A 16375-nucleotide genomic window follows, 5' to 3' on the forward strand; every position below is an offset into this window, starting at 1 on the left:
CAAAGATTGTATTCTCGTTGAGGAGTTCCTTGCGCAGATTCCTCGTTCCTCGGAATGACAAGATAATGGTTATTTTGCTGTATAAAAAAAATTAAAATTGAACTTCAGGCTTCCAAAAGTGTTTTTCAAAATCGACGATTTGATTGTTTACCACTTTAATACCTTCATTTTCCAGAAGCTGCTGCATTAAATTTGTTCCGTCAAAATGATGTTTTCCTGTCAAAAGTCCTTTTTGGTTTACGACTCTGTGCGCCGGAACATCGTCCATATTATGACAGGCATTCATTGCCCAGCCCACCATTCGTGCAGAACGAGCAGTTCCTAAAGCCTTTGCAATGGCACCATAAGAAGTGACTCTCCCAAACGGAATTTGTCTGGCAATTACATAAACTCTTTCGAAAAAATTTTCTTCAGCCATAAATTATTTTTTTGCCACAGATTATACGGATTAAAATGATTTTTTTGCTTTGTCTTAAAATTTAAGTTTCCCGCAGATTTTGCAGATTTAAACAGATTATTTTTAAAACCCTTTTAGATCTGCTAAATAAATCCGTGAAAAATATCTAACCACAAAGTAAAAATCATTTTAATCCGTATAATCTGTGGCCTATAATTTTACCCGAAATAATAATTCAAAATATTAAAAAGCGTCACAATAGCAACTAAACCTGTAATACTTCCAATAATAGTATTCATGTTTCGCATTAAGTAATCCGTTTTCTTTTCAATCTTTCCGAAGAAAGCAATATAGCTGTATAAGACAACAAATGATCCCAGAACCGAACCTAAAACAAACGCGAAAATAATAGTGTTTTCAAATACAAAAAGATTGTACGAAGCCAGAGTGACACTCACTACAACATAATACGGAATTGGAAAAAAGTTTAATACCGAAAGCAGCATTCCAAGAAAGAAACGACTTTTTTTACTGCTCTTTTTAATTTTCGATTTCTTTTTGGTTTTTGGTTCTTTGGCAATAAACAAAAAATAAATGGTTAGAATCGAAAAAATAACAAACCCAACTTCGCGTAAAAGCGTTACAACATCCGGCCGATTATCTATGACACGTGCAAATAAAACTGCAACATACACCTGAAAAAAGATGACCAAAACCGCTCCAATAACAAACCATAAAGCGTTCTTTTTTCCTTCTTTCAAATTTATTTTGGCTGCTGTCATGTTGATTAATCCCGGAGGAATAATCCCAATTGCGGCGGCAATAAAACCTGAAAGAATAGGAGTAAGGTATACCATTCAGTAAGTTAATCGGTTAAAAGAATCGTTTCAAAATTAAATTAGTCTTTAATTTTGAAACGAATATACGTAATTGCCTTGTTAATTTCTAAATATTGTTTTTCATAAAATGTCTGAATCGAAGTTACAACTTCCGGACTTCCTTCATTTTTGTAAACATTATGATTGGCGTATAATACCTCGTGTCCTTCTCCATGAAGAAGCCCAAGCGTATAACCGTGCATAAATTCGCTGTCGGTTTTAAGGTTTACGACACCGTCTTTTTTAAGGATTTTTTTGTACAATTTCAGGAACTCAGAATTGGTCATTCTGTGTTTTGTTCTTTTATATTTAATCTGCGGATCTGGGAAAGTAATCCAGATTTCATCTACTTCGCCTTCGGCAAAAATATGATTTATAAGTTCGATTTGAGTACGTACAAAAGCAACATTATGAAGTCCGTTTTCTACAGCAGTTTTAGCACCGCGCCAGAAACGTGCGCCTTTAATATCAATACCGATAAAATTTTTGTTGGGATATTTTTCTGCTAATCCAACTGAGTATTCACCTTTCCCGCATCCTAATTCTAAAACCAGAGGATTATCATTTTTAAAGAAATCCGAATTCCATTTTCCTCTCAAAGGCATTAAATCGCCTACAACTTCTTCTCTTGTTGGTTGAAAAACGTTTTGAAATGTTTCGTTTTCTCTGAATCTTTTTAGTTTATTTTTACTTCCCACTTTTACAAAAATTTTCCGCAAAATTAAGGAATATAAACGAATCAACGGGGTGTAAACAGGGTTTTAATTTTTAGCCACTCCCGATAGCTATCGGGATCACAAATTAAAAAGATTTTTTTACATAAATAATCTGTATAGTCCCTACGGGACAACTTCAAAGTGAGCGATATTGATTTTACCGATATTTAATCTCTACGAGATATGCTCCGTTAGGAGTTAAAGATCGGTAGAAAAAAAATGTTGATTTGATGAAAATGTCCCGTAGGGACTATATTTAGAACATTTCCGCCACGAATCCACGAATTCTATTTTTAAAATAATTCGTGGATTCGTGGCGAAAAAAAATATTCTTAACCGTAATGTGGTTCAGTAATTGGTTTTAATTTTGGATCAAGCGTTTCATCGTGCTGAGATAAATCCAATCCGATATGTTCTGATTCTTCAGAAACACGAAGCGGAATAATGAAATTGGTTACTTTAAACAAGAAATAAGCTCCGAAGAAAGTAAATATAGAAACCAGAACCAATGCCATCATGTGGTGTCCAAAAACGTTCCAGCCTCCGTGCAGTAAACTCGCATCTTCGCCATGAGCAAAAATCGCTGTTAAAATCATTCCCATAATTCCTCCAACACCGTGGCAGGCAAAAACGTCAAGCGTATCGTCGAATTTTTTTGAATATTTACAGTTTACAGCAGTATTAGAAACCAGAGCAGTCACAAATCCGAAGAACATACTTTCGGGAACAGAAACATATCCAGCGGCAGGCGTAATAGCTACTAAACCAACAACAGCACCAATGCAGGCACCAAGAGCAGAAACTTTTCTTCCGTTTACTCTGTCAAAGAAAATCCAAGTTAACATTGCGGCTGCAGATGAAGTTGTGGTAGTTGCAAAAGCCATAGCAGCATTTCCATTCGCAGCAAACGCAGATCCAGCGTTGAAACCAAACCATCCGAACCAAAGCATTCCGGTTCCTAATAACACAAACGGAATGTTTGTTGGAATATGCTGACTGTTTTTTCTTTTCCCTAAAACTAAAACCCCAGCCAAAGCTGCAAAACCAGAACTCATGTGAACGACTGTTCCTCCGGCGAAATCTTTAACTCCAAAATAACTTCCTAAAACACCCGTTGGATACCAAACCGCGTGACATAATGGAGCATATATAAAAATGGTAAATAAACTAATGAAAACTAAATAAGAGATAAAACGAACACGTTCTGCAAATGAACCTGTGATAATTGCCGGACAGATAATCGCAAATTTCATTTGGAACAAAGCAAAAAGCATAAACGGAATCGTACTTGCCAATTGTTTATGAGGCAGAACGCCCACATAATCCATAAAAGCAAAAGTTGTTGGATTTCCGAAAAAGCTATAAAAATGATCTCCTGAGCCAAAGCCAACCGGTTCGCCAAACGCCAAACTAAAAGCGACAACAACCCATAAAAGTGTAACAACACCTAAACAGATAAAACTTTGCAACATGGTAGAAATTACGTTTTTACGGCCCACCATTCCGCCATAAAAAAACGATAATCCCGGTGTCATAATTAATACTAAACAACTTGAAGTAAGCATCCAGGCAACATCTGCTGGTACAATGTGATCTGTAGTTCCAAATTCTGATAAAACATAATTATTTTCTGTTACTGTTGGCCAAAATGCACCAATGGTACAAACAACACTTATCATAATGAAGGAGATAATCCAGCGTTTTTCTATTTTCATTTTTCAAATACTTAATTGAGCCCTATTTTTTTTGGGGTCAAAGTTAAAAAAAATTAAATATTATGATTTTAAGGGCTGTTAAAATAGCGGGTGCATTTTTATTTTAAATAAATTTATAAAATACACCCTGTTTTTTTGATACTATTTTATTTTGATACCCTAAATTACGCCGAATTTTGTCAATTACATTATAATTAATTTAATATTTTAACTAGTAAGGTGTTTAAAAAGTTATGTATATAAGAATAAAGCTGAAAAATGTTTATTTTTTTTGAAGCTTAGCAATCAAAGCGTCTTCAATTGGGGCTTTTAGCTTTGTTACTGCATCAACCTCATCATTCGGAATTGTCATCGATAAAACGTAATGTTGAATTTTCCATTCTTTACCAACTTTTACCAAAACCCCAGATCCGCGGCAAATTTTCATTTGTGTATCCAGCAATTCATCAAACCAAGCTGTTTTTCCAGATTTGTCAAAAAAGATATGACGTTCTAAGGCTTTAAAATTCCAGGTTGTTCCTTTGTCGAAAAATGGTTTTGCCCAAACTGAAAATTCTTTTTTAGTCCAGTTTTCGGTTGCGTCAGTTCCAATATAAATAGCATCATCTGCCAAAACATTAAAATAAGCATCAAATTTTACTTCGGCAGCGGCTTTGTGCCACGCGTCAAGAGTTTGAGTAATTTTTTCTTTGTCGGTTTGAGCATTTGCAAAAGAAGCGACGAATAATAATAGTAAAAGTGTTTTTTTCATGAGAGATTGTATTTGAGTTTTAAAGATAAGGATTTTTTGATGGCACACGGATTTTACAGATTTAACCAATTTTTCTCGTTTTATGTCATTTCGACGAAGGAGAAATCTGCGCTAGAAACTCGACAAAGATTGGATTATAGGAATGGAGTTACTTGTGCAGATTTCTCCTTCGTCGAAATGACAAGCAACACTTAATTTACAATAAAAGATTTACGAATTTAAGAGATTAAAAGATTAAAGCAACTTATAATTATCTTAAATAACTTATATGGTTTAATTTCAAAAAACGAGTATATTTGAGAGCTTTTAAACATCCCAAATTATGAATCCAAAAATCCTAATAAGTTCACTCGTTATAACCTCATTATTTTTTGTTTCCTGCAAAAAAGAATTAGAACCTCAAGAAACCACAGCAACATCTGAATTGGTAAGACTTGGATTGGCTAAAGATACTGCGAAAACCAATTCAGCAGTACAGCAAGCTCCTGTTCAAGCTTCAAACCCCAATACAGTTTTAAGTGCAAATAAAGGATTAAATCCGGCTCACGGACAACCGGGGCACCGTTGTGATATTGCCGTAGGAGCACCTTTGAATTCTGCACCAACGCAACAAGTACAACAAGTGCAGCAAGTTCAGGCACAACCGGGACAAACAGTACAAGTAAATCCGAATCAGAAAAATATGGTTACGACTACAGTTGCTGCGCCGGTAAAAGTTGGAAAAGGAATGAATCCGTCGCACGGACAGCCGGGACACAGATGTGATATTCCGGTTGGAGCACCTTTAAATTCTCCGGTTGCCAAAACTACGACAACAGCCTCAACACCACAAAGCGGAACAATGACACAAAATGTTACCGTTCCTGCGCCTTCATCAAATCCGGTTCCTGCTTTATTAAGTACAGATGCCAACAAAACAGTTGCAGAAGGAATGAATCCGCCACACGGACAACCGGGACACCGCTGTGACATTGCAGTTGGAGCACCTCTGCCAAAATCATAAAGAGGTGCAAAGTGACAAAGTAACAAAGGTGCAAAGTAAAACAAGCGTAAAGAAAACTTTGAACCTTTGTCACTTTGCATCCCTGTACCTTTTCAAATAGATAAAAAAAAGGCGTTTCGATCCGAAACGCCTTTTTTTTATCTATTTTGAAATTTAGTGTGCTTTCAATTTTTCGAAAGTTGTAGTAAGTGTTTTTTTAGCTTTACTCAAAGCACCGTTAAAAGCTTTTTCAAGAGTTTCAGCGTGTTCTGTTACAGTGATTGGCTGTAATTTTGCGGTACGAACTTCAAGAACACATTTTTTATCGTTCAGGCTGAATTTTTCTCCATTTTCATCTCCAAAATGTACTTCAATGCGTGTGATTTTATCTTCAAAACGCGCTAAGCCTTTTTCTAATTCTTCAGAGAAATAATTTTCTAATCTTTGGTGTCCTTCGATGTTTTTATCGGTATTGATTTGAATTTTCATAATGGATTCTATTTAATGATTGTTTCTCAAATCTATTTCTTTTAGAAGGAAAAGCCAAGTGAGTTAAGGAAACATTATGAAATTTTTGAAGATTTATAAGATTAATTACTTGTTGAAAATTGTATCTAAATGATGCTCTAAAAACTCTTTTCTTGGTAAATATTTTTGAGCTTTAAGTATTTCTTGATTCTCAATTTTTGTAAAATATTTGTGAAAGTATTCAGTGTTTCTTTTAATCTTTAGACTATCAGAAAATATTATTTTATGTTCGAGATTTATTCCGATTAATCCTTTATCGAAAGCTCTGTCATAAAGTGCAGAAAAACAAATTCCATTTTCAGGATTTAACCTATGTTCTTCGTTTTTGGACCAAGGAATTATATGACTGGCTAATAAAAGTTCAGGAATATCAATACCAGAAATTGCACATCGATTATTGTAATTGGATAAAATCATTTGTCGAAAAACGGATTGATTGACTCTCGTTTTTACTGTCCGAAAAACATCTTCGCCTTTTAAGTTTTTTATATCAAAAAGAATATCTTCATATTTATCTTCAATTGAAATGTTTTGTTTTTGAGCGAGAATTTGTTCACTCAAGAATATCAATTCTTCTTGGTTATGGAAAAATTCATCCCAAATAGGTTGAACTTGATTCATGCCATTTTTTAAGCCACTAATACCTCTATTAATATGAAATGGATCAATGCTGGCAAAATTCCCTAATCTCATTACTATAGATGAAGGAGTTCTATCGATAAGACTAGCTAATTCAATTATTTTTGGATTACGTGAATGTGTTTTTCCAAAAGTGATTTTCAGATATAAATTAAAAGCAAGAATTAATTCGTCTCTTGTCCAAAGTCTTATAGTTGCCATTTGTGTGGTTTTTTCTTCTTCAAATATAACTATAAAGAAATATCGTCGCCAATCTTTGTCGAACTTGTTGTGAGATTCCTTCGTTTCTCGGAATGATAAAACTGTGTTGAAAATTTAAAGACTACTTATCTTTCTTCCCCCACTTAATCTTCATTTTCCCATCATCATCAACAGCAAGTAAATGAAGCACAATCCCACGTTCACGAACCGCGTCGCGTTCGGCTTTGCTGGCTAATTTGGCGTCGTTTTTAGAATTTCTTAGTGGAATTGTGAGAGCGAGATTAGTGCCTCGGCCGAAAGAATAAATTCCGTCAACATCGATGTTTAGGACGCTTGAACTTATGGTTAAATTATTTACGTCAATTTGTTCTCCGCGCATGTTGAGGTTTCCGGATAAATCGCTAAAAGTTATATTCTTGACATCGCGAAACGGAAAAGCAAATTTGCCCACTTTTACAATAGGTTCAAAGTTGAGCAATGCACCTTGATTGACGGTGAAATTTAATTTTCCGTGCATGGAATTGGTGATTAATTCGCCTCGGCTGTTTATGAATCCGCTTACGTTTGCTGTGCTGGTTAATCTTCCTTTTATGTTATTTGGATTAAAAGATTTGATTCCGAAGTTGTTGAACGATCTTAAAAAACTCGCAATATCAACTCGGTTTACCTGTGCGTTTGAACTAAAAGCATAATTTTTTCCGCTTGGTAAAACTTCGCTGTTAAAAGTAATGCTTCCGCCGGAAGTTTGGAGCGAACCATTTTTTATAACCAACTTAGAATCCAACATTGAGATTGTTGCTTTTGTATTTGTCGCTGTCAGCTTATTGTAATTGATTTTGTCTGCTTTAATATCAATAACTACAACACATTTATCGATTACAGTTCGCAGATGATTTGAAATCGTTGTTCTTTTATTGTTTTTAAGTGCGGTTTTCTTTTTTTGAGAAGAAGCCAAAACGCCCAGAAATTGTTTAAGATCAATATTTGGACAGTAAATTTTCCAGTTTACAACCATTTTTTCTGGCGCATCGTAATACAAATTCAGGAAATTATCGATTTTTCCTTCTATAAAAATCGTATTCTTTTTGTGTTTGTAAGCGATTTGTTTGATAAGTAAAGCTTTCTCAGTAAAATTGAGATGAATGTTGGTTTTTACCGCGTGAACATTTTTCGGAATATAATGAAACGAAGCATTGTCGACATCAATATTTCCTATAAATCTTGGTTTGTTGATGTACAAATCGACAATATCAAACTGAAATTTTAAGTTGGCTTTCGCGTGGCCTTCTTCAAAATGAATCCACTTTTCGTTGCTTACTTCGTTTAATCTTTCGATATCAAAATCAGAACTTACGTTTCCGGTTGCGATGGGTTTTTCGAGATTGCTGATTACAACTTGCGGAATCAAAAGCGGGATATTTTCATATTCTCCCGAAAATCGGGTTAAAATTACAGCCGAATTCGGATCGTTAAATCCGTCTTTTGGTTTAAAATTATTCGTAAAAATTCCTCTGAAATTACATTTGTCAATTTGCCCGTCGGGAATCGTGAGTTCGTTGTTTTTGGCTACAGCCTGAACCACAATTTTAGGATCATCGTGAACATTCAAATCTCCTTTTAGATCGCAGTTTACATCGATTGGTTTTTTCAAATCAAACCGATTCAGTTTTGAACTAATATTTCCGGATAATAAACGAGAAGCATTACTCCATAAAATACGCGTATTAATATTAATTCCGAAAAGAGAATTGGTTTTGCTAACATTGAAATAAGCCACAATATCAAATGAATCAGAACCAATTTTTAGGTTTTTGGTCGAAACATCAATTTTTTGTTTGTCGGCGTGATACGTAACAGACAAAGTTCCTTTGAGTTCTTTTTCTTTGGCAAAACTTCCGTGAACGGTATTAAAAGCTATACTCTTTATTTGAGTATTGATAAACAAATCGGTATTCCAGTCGTCTCCGTCATAATCCACTTTTGATTTTAAGCTGTGAACATCAAAATCAAATAATTTATTTCCCAATTGATTATCTATAATAATATGAACATCGCTGAGGTCGATTTCGTCAATTGTAGTTTCGGGTTTTGATTTATTTTCTGGAGATTTTTTCTTTTTTGCTTTAAAAATATCCAAGTTTGTGTAACCATTTTTAGTTTTATAAACATAAATATCAGCGTCGTTAATCAGGATTTTATGAATGTTGACTTCTTTTTGTAATAAACTCCAAACGTTTAAACGTGCTTCGATTTCCTGTGCTTTCAGTAAAGTATGATGATGCGTATTCCATTTATTGTCTTTGAGTTCGACATCTTTTAAAGCCAAAGTAAAATTGGGAAAACCGGTTAAAAACTTATACTGAAAATCGCCTATATGAAATTTTCCGTTTATGTTCTCATTAATCTTTGTATTGATTTTGGCAATAATTTCAGTTTTATTCTGATTAAAATAAATCGATAATCCTCCACAGGCCAATAAAAGCAATCCAAATAGTATCAAAATAAAAATACCAAAACGTCTGGCATATTTTTTAAAATGAACCGACTGGAAAAATGTTTTTATTTGAAGTAAAGTTTCCTTCATGTTGTGGATTTTCACGATGATTAAAGGTAAGAATAAAAAACGGTTTTCTTTTACAGCATGATTAGAGCTTGTAAATAAAGCACATGGAAATAGTATAATAATTGACGATGCATTTATAATCAAAACTAATTTGGGAATGGTGTATGATTTGTTTTTAATTTCTAACTTTGTACCTCAGTTCTGAAAGTATTTAAAAAGTCTCCCCGAGATATGAGCTGAGAATAACTTTAAAGAAAAATAATTATGGCATTAGCAATAACAGATGCTACTTTTGACGAAGTAGTTTTAAAATCAGATAAACCAGTAATGGTAGATTTTTGGGCAGCATGGTGCGGTCCTTGTAGAATGGTTGGTCCAATCATTGACCAATTAAGTGAAGAATATGCAGGTAAAGTTGTGGTTGGTAAAGTAGATGTAGATGCTAACCAGGAATTTGCTGCTAAATATGGTGTGCGTAACATACCAACCGTTTTGGTGTTTCAAAATGGTGAAGTAGTAGGAAAACAAGTAGGAGTTGCTCCGAAACAAGCCTACGCTGACAGCTTAGACGCTTTGTTGTAATCGTAAGATTATGATTTATATAAAAAAGGCCTGATTTTTTCAGGTCTTTTTTATTGGAAATTAATGACTTTCAAAATGTTAGATTGCTTGTCATAGATTTGCAAATAATTTGTATGTTTATCCAAATTAACCTAAACATTAAACTATGAAAATTATTTTAAAATCGCTTGCTATTTGTTCGTTGTTTTTTATAGCATTGTCATGTACTGAAAATGAGGATTCTCAACAAGCCCCAACTTCTAAAACAACTACTGTAAAAAAATTAGAAGAAACTAAAACCCTAAATGCTTCTGCAGAAGAAGATGACGAAGCGCATCCTAAACGTAAGACTCCTTAATAGGGATGAGAGATCTCATAAAGGTAGTTAAAAACAGAATTCCTTTTATTAATTTGATAACTAGTAAATCATGAAAAACATTTTAAAATCAATTGCTGTATGTTCGCTATTTTCTTTAGCATTATCATGTACTGAAAATGAGGATTCTAAACAATCAGAATCTAAAATGCCTAATGTCAAACAAGTAGAAGAAGCTCAAACGTTAAATACTTCTAATGATAAAGTAGAAGATGATGATATGATTCATCCGAAACGTAAATAACTTCTTGATTAAAAATTTAACAACTAAAAAACTATGAAATCATTATAAAATCTATTGCTTTTTCAGCATTATTTTTCTTAGCATTATCGTGTACAGAAAATGAAGATTCTCAACCTTCATCATCTGCCAAAAAAACAACTATTGAAAAATCAGAAGAAATAAAAAATATAAACGCTGATATTGATCCGGATTTATTGGAACCAAGGGTAAAGCGTGGGGTGTCATAAAAATTTTATTTAAGCAGGATTATGGCTCACATTATTCCTGCTTAAATTACATTTGCTTTTTTGGTTGCTGCTGAGTAATACAATGAAGACCACCTCCATCCCAATTTTGAGAAATAACATCTATAAAAATGATTTTTCTTCCTGGAAACTGCTTCTTAAAAATTCCTTCAACCGTTCTTTCTTTTTCTTTGGAAGATCCCATTTTTACATAAGTTGGTAAAAGAACCAATTTGTTGGTAACTAAATAATTTAGATAACTGGCAGTAGCTGTTTTTAATAGAATATCGCCTGCTTTGGGTTTCTCAAAAGAGAAAAAGTCATTTACATCAAATTTTTCTGAGTCTACCTTTTTTTTATCAATAGAACTAATTTTATTTTTAACAATTATTTCTTTTGTAATAATATCAGGTTGTGGAATTTTAATAATATTAAATGGTTTTCCATCTTGGTCTCTTGCATTCTTTAGAATGTTATAATTCTCATGCATTCTAACATAATTTATTTTAGTTATAGTATTTTTATCTTTTTCTTTTTCAGAAATCCACGATAATAGAATTGTGTTTGGGTTGGTAAAACGAACAAATTCATCAGTATGCCCACCAGTACCCTGTCCAGTATATTTTTTTGCTATAATTCTTAAATCAAAAGGATCTTCGGCTAATCCTTTTTTTAACCAAATAATATTTGAAACCCCTAATGTTTTTTTAAATTCCGCTTCGATTTCGTTTTTTTTAAAATTAGGATTTCTAGGAAGAACGGTTGCTTCGCATACAATTAATGTACCTTTCCCATTTACTTCAATAGCTCCGCCTTCGTGAACGATTTTAGATTTTATAATTTGCGCATTTTCCAGAATTGCCATCTGACTATCAACAGAAGATGTTTTAAGGAGTCTTTTTTTATTCTTTAAATTATACTTGTTTATACTGTCAATATTGTTTTGATATCTTAATTTCAAGCTAAGCGGTAGACCCATACCATCCCATTCAAAATCAGCTGCGCCTAATTCTCCATTTTTATTTACCAAGAAAGTTGCTCCATGATCTCGAATCCAATACCTTTCTCCCGGGATTACATAAGATTTATACAATCTTGTATCAACACCTTTTGATTGTAAATATTTCATTGCCTTTTTTTTCGTTCGATCGCTATTAAAAGCAATTTTTACAGGGACATTAGGAGCTAAAGTTTTTATTATTAATGGTGTAGAAGGATAATATCCAAATTCTATAGCATTGCTCCATCCTAACCAAACAGCATCATGTTCTTCCCATTCAGCCGGCATATAAAAAGTATTATCTAATTTACTTTTGTTATCTGATTTGCAGGCAAAAATTACTAATAAGAGAATAATGCTGTATTTTTTCATATTTAATTATCAATGTTTATAGAGATATAATAGTAAAAGTTGTTCCCAAATCTGGTTTTGAACAAACTTCTATTTTACAATTAATAGCGTTTCCCAAATCCCGAATTAAATGCAGTCCTAACCCCGATTTGATTCCGATAACTTCAGAATCGTCGTAAAGCGCTTTGAATTTCTCCTGATTTCCCCCGGAGCCGTTATCAGTTATGGAAAGAAAGGTTTGATTGTTTTCCTGCCACGCTTTCCAGATTATTTTTGGATTTTCTATTTTTTCGAGTGCTTTTATAGCATTTCCGGTTAAATTTCGGATGATGGTTTTTAGATAATTTTCATCTGTATTTAAAAGGAGATTTTCTGGATTTTCAAATGAAATTTCGATGTTTTCAATTCCTGAAAAATGTTTTTGCGTATCCTCAAATATAACTTCAACGGAAATTTCTTTAAAATGAGGTTTGAAGTTTTCCATTTGGCCTTTACTCCAAAGCAGAATATCTTCCATAGAAGATAATAAATTCTCTGCTCCCGAAATGATTTTCGTCTGCATTCTGGCTGCAGTTTCTTCATCGATCAATTCAGGATTTTCTTTTTGAAGATGTAAAAAGTGAATCAAATTAGAAATAGGACTTCTTAAATCATGATTCAAAATGCTGAAAAATCTAGCCTTGATTTTATTCGCTTCATCCAGTTCCTGATTTAAAAGCTGTAACTTTTGATTGGTTTTTTTTCTGTTTTGATTTTGCCTAAACAATAATAATCCGATAATCCCAACCAAGGCTAATCCTGAAATTAAATAAATACGCTGTTTTTTAGCTTCTTCAATCTGAATGTTTTTGATTGTGTTTTCAGTAGAAAGATTTTTGATTTTCTGCTGTTTGGTTTTATTCTGATAACGTGCTTCGGCATTGGCAATATTTTGTTTTGCAGATTCGTGCATCACTTCATCATTATATTTGCTATAGATTTCGTTATAATGAAATGCATCTTTCCAAAGTCCTAATGCAGCATAACTTTGAGATAGTTTTTTATTAATGCTTACAAACGATTCTTTATCATAACTTAAAGCATTTGTGGAAGCTTTTTTTAATGTTTCTATGGCATTCTTGTAGTCCCCTTTTTCATATAAAACCCTTCCCATTGTGGTGTTGGCTTCCATAAGTATGTCTTCATCATTTGATTTTTTTCCCAATGCAACGGCTTTTTTAGCATAATCATATGCGGTATTTATTTTGCCTAAATTTACGTAGTAGTCAGACATGCTTCTGTTGGCAAAACTTAGATTAAGAAAGAGAGAATCTTTAACGCTAGGATAAGTGTAAATGAGTTTATAGTACTTTTGAATACTGTCTATTTCCTTTAAAGGACCAAAACTCTGCAAATAATAATTACATAAAAAAGCACTTACGTAAGGAGAGTTTTTTACATAGGGTTTTGCTTCATTTAGGTATTCAATTGCTTTATTATATTGTTTCATTCGTGTATAGGTACTTCCAATTTGAAGATACGATATTCCGATGTTCTCTTCATTTGTTTTGGTCTTTTTAAGCAGTTTTTTATATCCTATTGCTTTTAATTGATAGCCAATGAAAGTCTCATATTTATAATTGTTCATATAATATTCCGCCAGACTGCCGTTCAAAACTGCTTTTGTATAATTACTTTTTGTAGTATCTAAAACTTGTTTTATATATTTTGCTAAAGATTTACCTTTTATAGTATCCTGAACGGAATAATAAATATAGTTGAGTCGCATTAATGCAGAAGTTTCATTTTTCAGATGATGAGCTTTTTGGGCATATTTTAAGGACTCTTCATAATTAAATAATGCTTTTTTATATTGGTTATTACTGAATTCATAAGCAGTTCCTATATAAAGATAAAATCGACTTGTGTAAGCTGGATGGTCTTTAGATAATTCAATACCCTTTTGCGAAGCAATTATAAGTTTTGGATAATCTTCTAACTCTAAAATTTCGTTGGTATATTTAAGCCAGGCTTTAAGTTTTTCGTTTCTTGTTTTAAGTCTTGCCAAATTAGGCTCCTGTTGCGCAAAAACAGAAATGCTAAATAAGAGTAAAAACAAAAAACAGACTTTCTTCATCTAAATCAGGTTTAAGTTTTCTTTGTAACTCCTTCCAACCGGAATGGTTACATTATTATTTAAAATGATTTCCGTCGAGTTCATCTTCTGAATAAACTGTTTCTGAACCGCATAACTTCTGTGAATTCTGATAAACGATTGAAAATGATCTTCTTTCAAAAGATTTCCAATACTCGACAAAACGCAATGTCTTTTTTTATCGGTAATAATTAAAGTATAATCTTTTAAGGCTTCGAGATATAAAATTTCGTGAAGTTTAACTTTAGTCTGGTCGTGGCCTTCTTTTATATAAATAGTATCTCCGCCAATGCTCGCTTCAAAAAGTGAAGCTTTGAGTTTGATTTCCATAAACTCTTCAATTCGGTTTACGGTTTGGGTGAAACGATCTAGTTTTAAAGGTTTTACAATAAAATCTAGCGTTTCAATCTGAAAACTTTCAACGGCATGTTCTGGATGCGCCGTAATAAAAACACAAACCGGAATTTCCAGAGCTTGTTTTCTGAATTCAATACCGTTTAAATCCGGCATGTCAATATCCAGAAATAAAATATCTACTTTTTTTTCTTCGATAAACAGCAGCGCATCTTCAGCAGAATCAAAAACACCTAAAATATCCAGAATCGGGAATTTTTTAGCAAAAGACAATACAGTAAGTCTGTCAATTTCGTCGTCATCAACAATAATACAAGAGTATTTTTTCATCATTCAAACTATATTTTATGTCGTCTGTCTATTTAAAATGTTGTTTGTCTATTGGCTGTTTTTGCCCAGATTTTATTGGCGCACATTTGCCTTGTAATTAATTCATGGGCTGAAAATAACTATCCCTGACAGCTTTAGGATTTCTACAAAAATAATGTTATTGAATTAAATAAGAATCATTTGACCAATTTAAAACTAAAATTATTATGAAATTTTCTAAAACCCTTTTTTCGATTTTTTTACTAGCAATTTTTACAATTTCATGCAGCAGCGATGACGGAAAAGACGGTGTTGACGGAGAACCAGGAACCGCGAATGTTATTTACAGTGCTTGGATAACTGCTCCAGCTGCAGCCGCAGAAACCATCGATGGAACTTCAGGTTTGTCTACAACAATTAATGCGCCTGAACTCTCAGCAGATATTCTGGCTAAAGGAACAGTTTTGGTTTATATGTCTTTTTCAGGAAATGTTTATACTCTTCCATATACATCTACAGCAGGTGGATCAGTAAATACAATTAGTGCAATCTCAAGCTTACAAAAAATTAAGCTGTTTAGATTTAAACATGCTGCGGATGGAACTACAGTAAACCTTTCATCAGCTCTAAATTGGCGCTATGTCTTGATTCCGGGTGGAGTTCAGGCTGCAACATCAAAAGCTGCAAAATTAGATTACTCTAAAATGAGCTACGAAGAAGTTTGTGCACGTTTCAACATTCAGCCGTAATTATTTAAAATAAAATTAATTCAACCAAATAAGAAGAATCAAAAAATAAATATTTATGAAAAATTTTAAAATACTTTTTGCCATTTTATCAGCATCAATTCTAACCGTTTCTTGCAGCAGTAATGATGACGATAAAGACAATTCTCCAAAATTTGAAACAGAAAATCCGCTTGCGGTTTATTATACTCAAACTGGATTTTCTACAGTTACAAATTTTGTAAACTCTGGAGATTACGAATTCGGATTAGCGTTTACGCCAACTGTAAAAGGAAATATTAAAGCCATTACGTTAAAACTGCCTGCGACAAACTCTGCAGTGCGTGTAACGATTTGGGACTATACATCAAAAGCAGTATTGCGTTCAGAAACTGTAAATGTTGCCACAGCAGATGTTCAGGTTACTAAAGAGATCAGTGTATTAGCTCTTGAAAAAGACAAAAAATACATGATTACAATGAATTCTAATGATTGGTATAAAAAGAACAAAGCAGATCTAACCAATGCTGTTTACCCAATTGTTGCCGGAAATATTACATTTAATGAATATAGATGGATCAGCGGAACATCACAAACTTTCCCAACCAATGTTTCTGCAAATTATAATGCAGGAGATTTAAGTTTTGATTTTCAACAAACTGAATAATTTTATTTTTGGATAGTTTAATTAGTGAGTTTGTTTTAAAAGGTTTGGCAGTCGTCAAAC

The 16375-nt window shown here is 33.1% G+C and carries 17 protein-coding genes; 6 read left to right on the forward strand and 11 right to left on the reverse strand.

The window, feature by feature from the left end; all coding sequences use genetic code 11:
- Nucleotides 1-91: 91 nt before the first annotated feature.
- The 5 genes from ABDW27_RS13830 to ABDW27_RS13850 all read right to left on the reverse strand — a co-directional run bounded on the left by ABDW27_RS13830 (nt 92) and on the right by ABDW27_RS13850 (nt 4457).
- Nucleotides 92-418, reverse strand: coding sequence for an MGMT family protein (locus ABDW27_RS13830; RefSeq protein WP_343696441.1), 327 nt, complete (start codon nt 416-418; stop codon nt 92-94).
- Nucleotides 419-615: 197 nt separating this feature from the next.
- On the reverse strand, nt 616-1254 hold the full coding sequence (locus ABDW27_RS13835) for a LysE family transporter (RefSeq protein ID WP_343696442.1): 639 nt from the start codon (nt 1252-1254) through the stop codon (nt 616-618).
- Nucleotides 1255-1295: 41 nt separating this feature from the next.
- The gene (gene trmB, locus ABDW27_RS13840) at nt 1296-1973 is read right to left on the reverse strand and encodes a tRNA (guanosine(46)-N7)-methyltransferase TrmB (RefSeq protein ID WP_026727028.1); all 678 of its coding nucleotides are present in this window, start codon (nt 1971-1973) and stop codon (nt 1296-1298) included.
- Between the two features lie 350 nt (nt 1974-2323).
- Nucleotides 2324-3706 (reverse strand): ammonium transporter, encoded by a 1383-nt coding sequence (locus ABDW27_RS13845; RefSeq protein WP_343696443.1) that lies wholly within the window; start codon nt 3704-3706, stop codon nt 2324-2326.
- A gap of 262 nt (nt 3707-3968) precedes the next feature.
- The gene (locus tag ABDW27_RS13850) at nt 3969-4457 is read right to left on the reverse strand and encodes a nuclear transport factor 2 family protein (RefSeq protein WP_343696444.1); all 489 of its coding nucleotides are present in this window, start codon (nt 4455-4457) and stop codon (nt 3969-3971) included.
- Nucleotides 4458-4779: 322 nt separating this feature from the next.
- Here ABDW27_RS13850 and ABDW27_RS13855 point away from each other — a divergent pair, with 322 nt between their 5' ends.
- Nucleotides 4780-5460 carry a hypothetical protein gene (locus ABDW27_RS13855; RefSeq protein ID WP_343696445.1) on the forward strand — a complete coding sequence of 227 codons (681 nt, stop codon included), beginning with the start codon at nt 4780-4782 and terminating at the stop codon, nt 5458-5460.
- A gap of 153 nt (nt 5461-5613) precedes the next feature.
- On the opposite strand, the gene ABDW27_RS13860 is transcribed toward ABDW27_RS13855, so the two are convergent.
- The 3 genes from ABDW27_RS13860 to ABDW27_RS13870 form a co-directional block, all read right to left on the reverse strand.
- Nucleotides 5614-5928, reverse strand: a complete 315-nt coding sequence (locus ABDW27_RS13860) for an HPF/RaiA family ribosome-associated protein (protein ID WP_073413174.1) — start codon at nt 5926-5928, stop codon at nt 5614-5616.
- Between the two features lie 105 nt (nt 5929-6033).
- Nucleotides 6034-6807 carry an HNH endonuclease gene (locus ABDW27_RS13865; RefSeq protein ID WP_343696446.1) on the reverse strand — a complete coding sequence of 258 codons (774 nt, stop codon included), beginning with the start codon at nt 6805-6807 and terminating at the stop codon, nt 6034-6036.
- 121 nt (nt 6808-6928) lie between these two features.
- The gene (locus ABDW27_RS13870; protein WP_343696447.1) at nt 6929-9391 is read right to left on the reverse strand and encodes an AsmA family protein; all 2463 of its coding nucleotides are present in this window, start codon (nt 9389-9391) and stop codon (nt 6929-6931) included.
- A 243-nt stretch (nt 9392-9634) separates the two neighbouring features.
- Here ABDW27_RS13870 and trxA point away from each other — a divergent pair, with 243 nt between their 5' ends.
- The 3 genes from trxA (at nt 9635) to ABDW27_RS13885 (ending at nt 10551) form a co-directional block, all read left to right on the forward strand.
- Entirely contained in the window at nt 9635-9952 is a 318-nt protein-coding gene (gene trxA, locus ABDW27_RS13875) for a thioredoxin (RefSeq protein ID WP_008466289.1), read from the forward strand.
- 145 nt (nt 9953-10097) lie between these two features.
- Nucleotides 10098-10289, forward strand: a complete 192-nt coding sequence (locus ABDW27_RS13880; RefSeq protein WP_343696448.1) for a hypothetical protein — start codon at nt 10098-10100, stop codon at nt 10287-10289.
- A 70-nt stretch (nt 10290-10359) separates the two neighbouring features.
- Nucleotides 10360-10551, forward strand: a complete 192-nt coding sequence (locus ABDW27_RS13885; RefSeq protein ID WP_343696449.1) for a hypothetical protein — start codon at nt 10360-10362, stop codon at nt 10549-10551.
- A 273-nt stretch (nt 10552-10824) separates the two neighbouring features.
- Here ABDW27_RS13885 and ABDW27_RS13890 read toward each other — a convergent pair whose 3' ends face one another.
- Genes ABDW27_RS13890 through ABDW27_RS13900 form a run of 3 tightly spaced genes read right to left on the reverse strand, consistent with a single transcriptional unit; the run spans nt 10825 to nt 14947 of the window.
- The gene (locus ABDW27_RS13890) at nt 10825-12147 is read right to left on the reverse strand and encodes an agmatine deiminase family protein (protein WP_343696450.1); all 1323 of its coding nucleotides are present in this window, start codon (nt 12145-12147) and stop codon (nt 10825-10827) included.
- 16 nt (nt 12148-12163) lie between these two features.
- Nucleotides 12164-14242, reverse strand: coding sequence for an ATP-binding protein (locus tag ABDW27_RS13895; protein ID WP_343696451.1), 2079 nt, complete (start codon nt 14240-14242; stop codon nt 12164-12166).
- Entirely contained in the window at nt 14243-14947 is a 705-nt protein-coding gene (locus ABDW27_RS13900) for a LytTR family DNA-binding domain-containing protein (RefSeq protein ID WP_343696452.1), read from the reverse strand.
- A gap of 203 nt (nt 14948-15150) precedes the next feature.
- On the opposite strand from ABDW27_RS13900, the gene ABDW27_RS13905 reads away from it, so the two are divergent.
- Together ABDW27_RS13905 and ABDW27_RS13910 are read left to right on the forward strand one after the other, a co-directional pair.
- Complete coding sequence (locus tag ABDW27_RS13905) at nt 15151-15672, forward strand: hypothetical protein (protein ID WP_343696453.1); 522 nt, start codon at nt 15151-15153, stop codon at nt 15670-15672.
- A gap of 55 nt (nt 15673-15727) precedes the next feature.
- Nucleotides 15728-16315: a hypothetical protein gene (locus ABDW27_RS13910; protein ID WP_343696454.1), complete on the forward strand. Its 588-nt coding sequence runs from the start codon at nt 15728-15730 to the stop codon at nt 16313-16315.
- Nucleotides 16316-16375 lie beyond the last annotated feature (60 nt).

This window comes from Flavobacterium sp. (assembly GCF_039595935.1).
Classification (GTDB): Bacteria; Bacteroidota; Bacteroidia; order Flavobacteriales; family Flavobacteriaceae; genus Flavobacterium.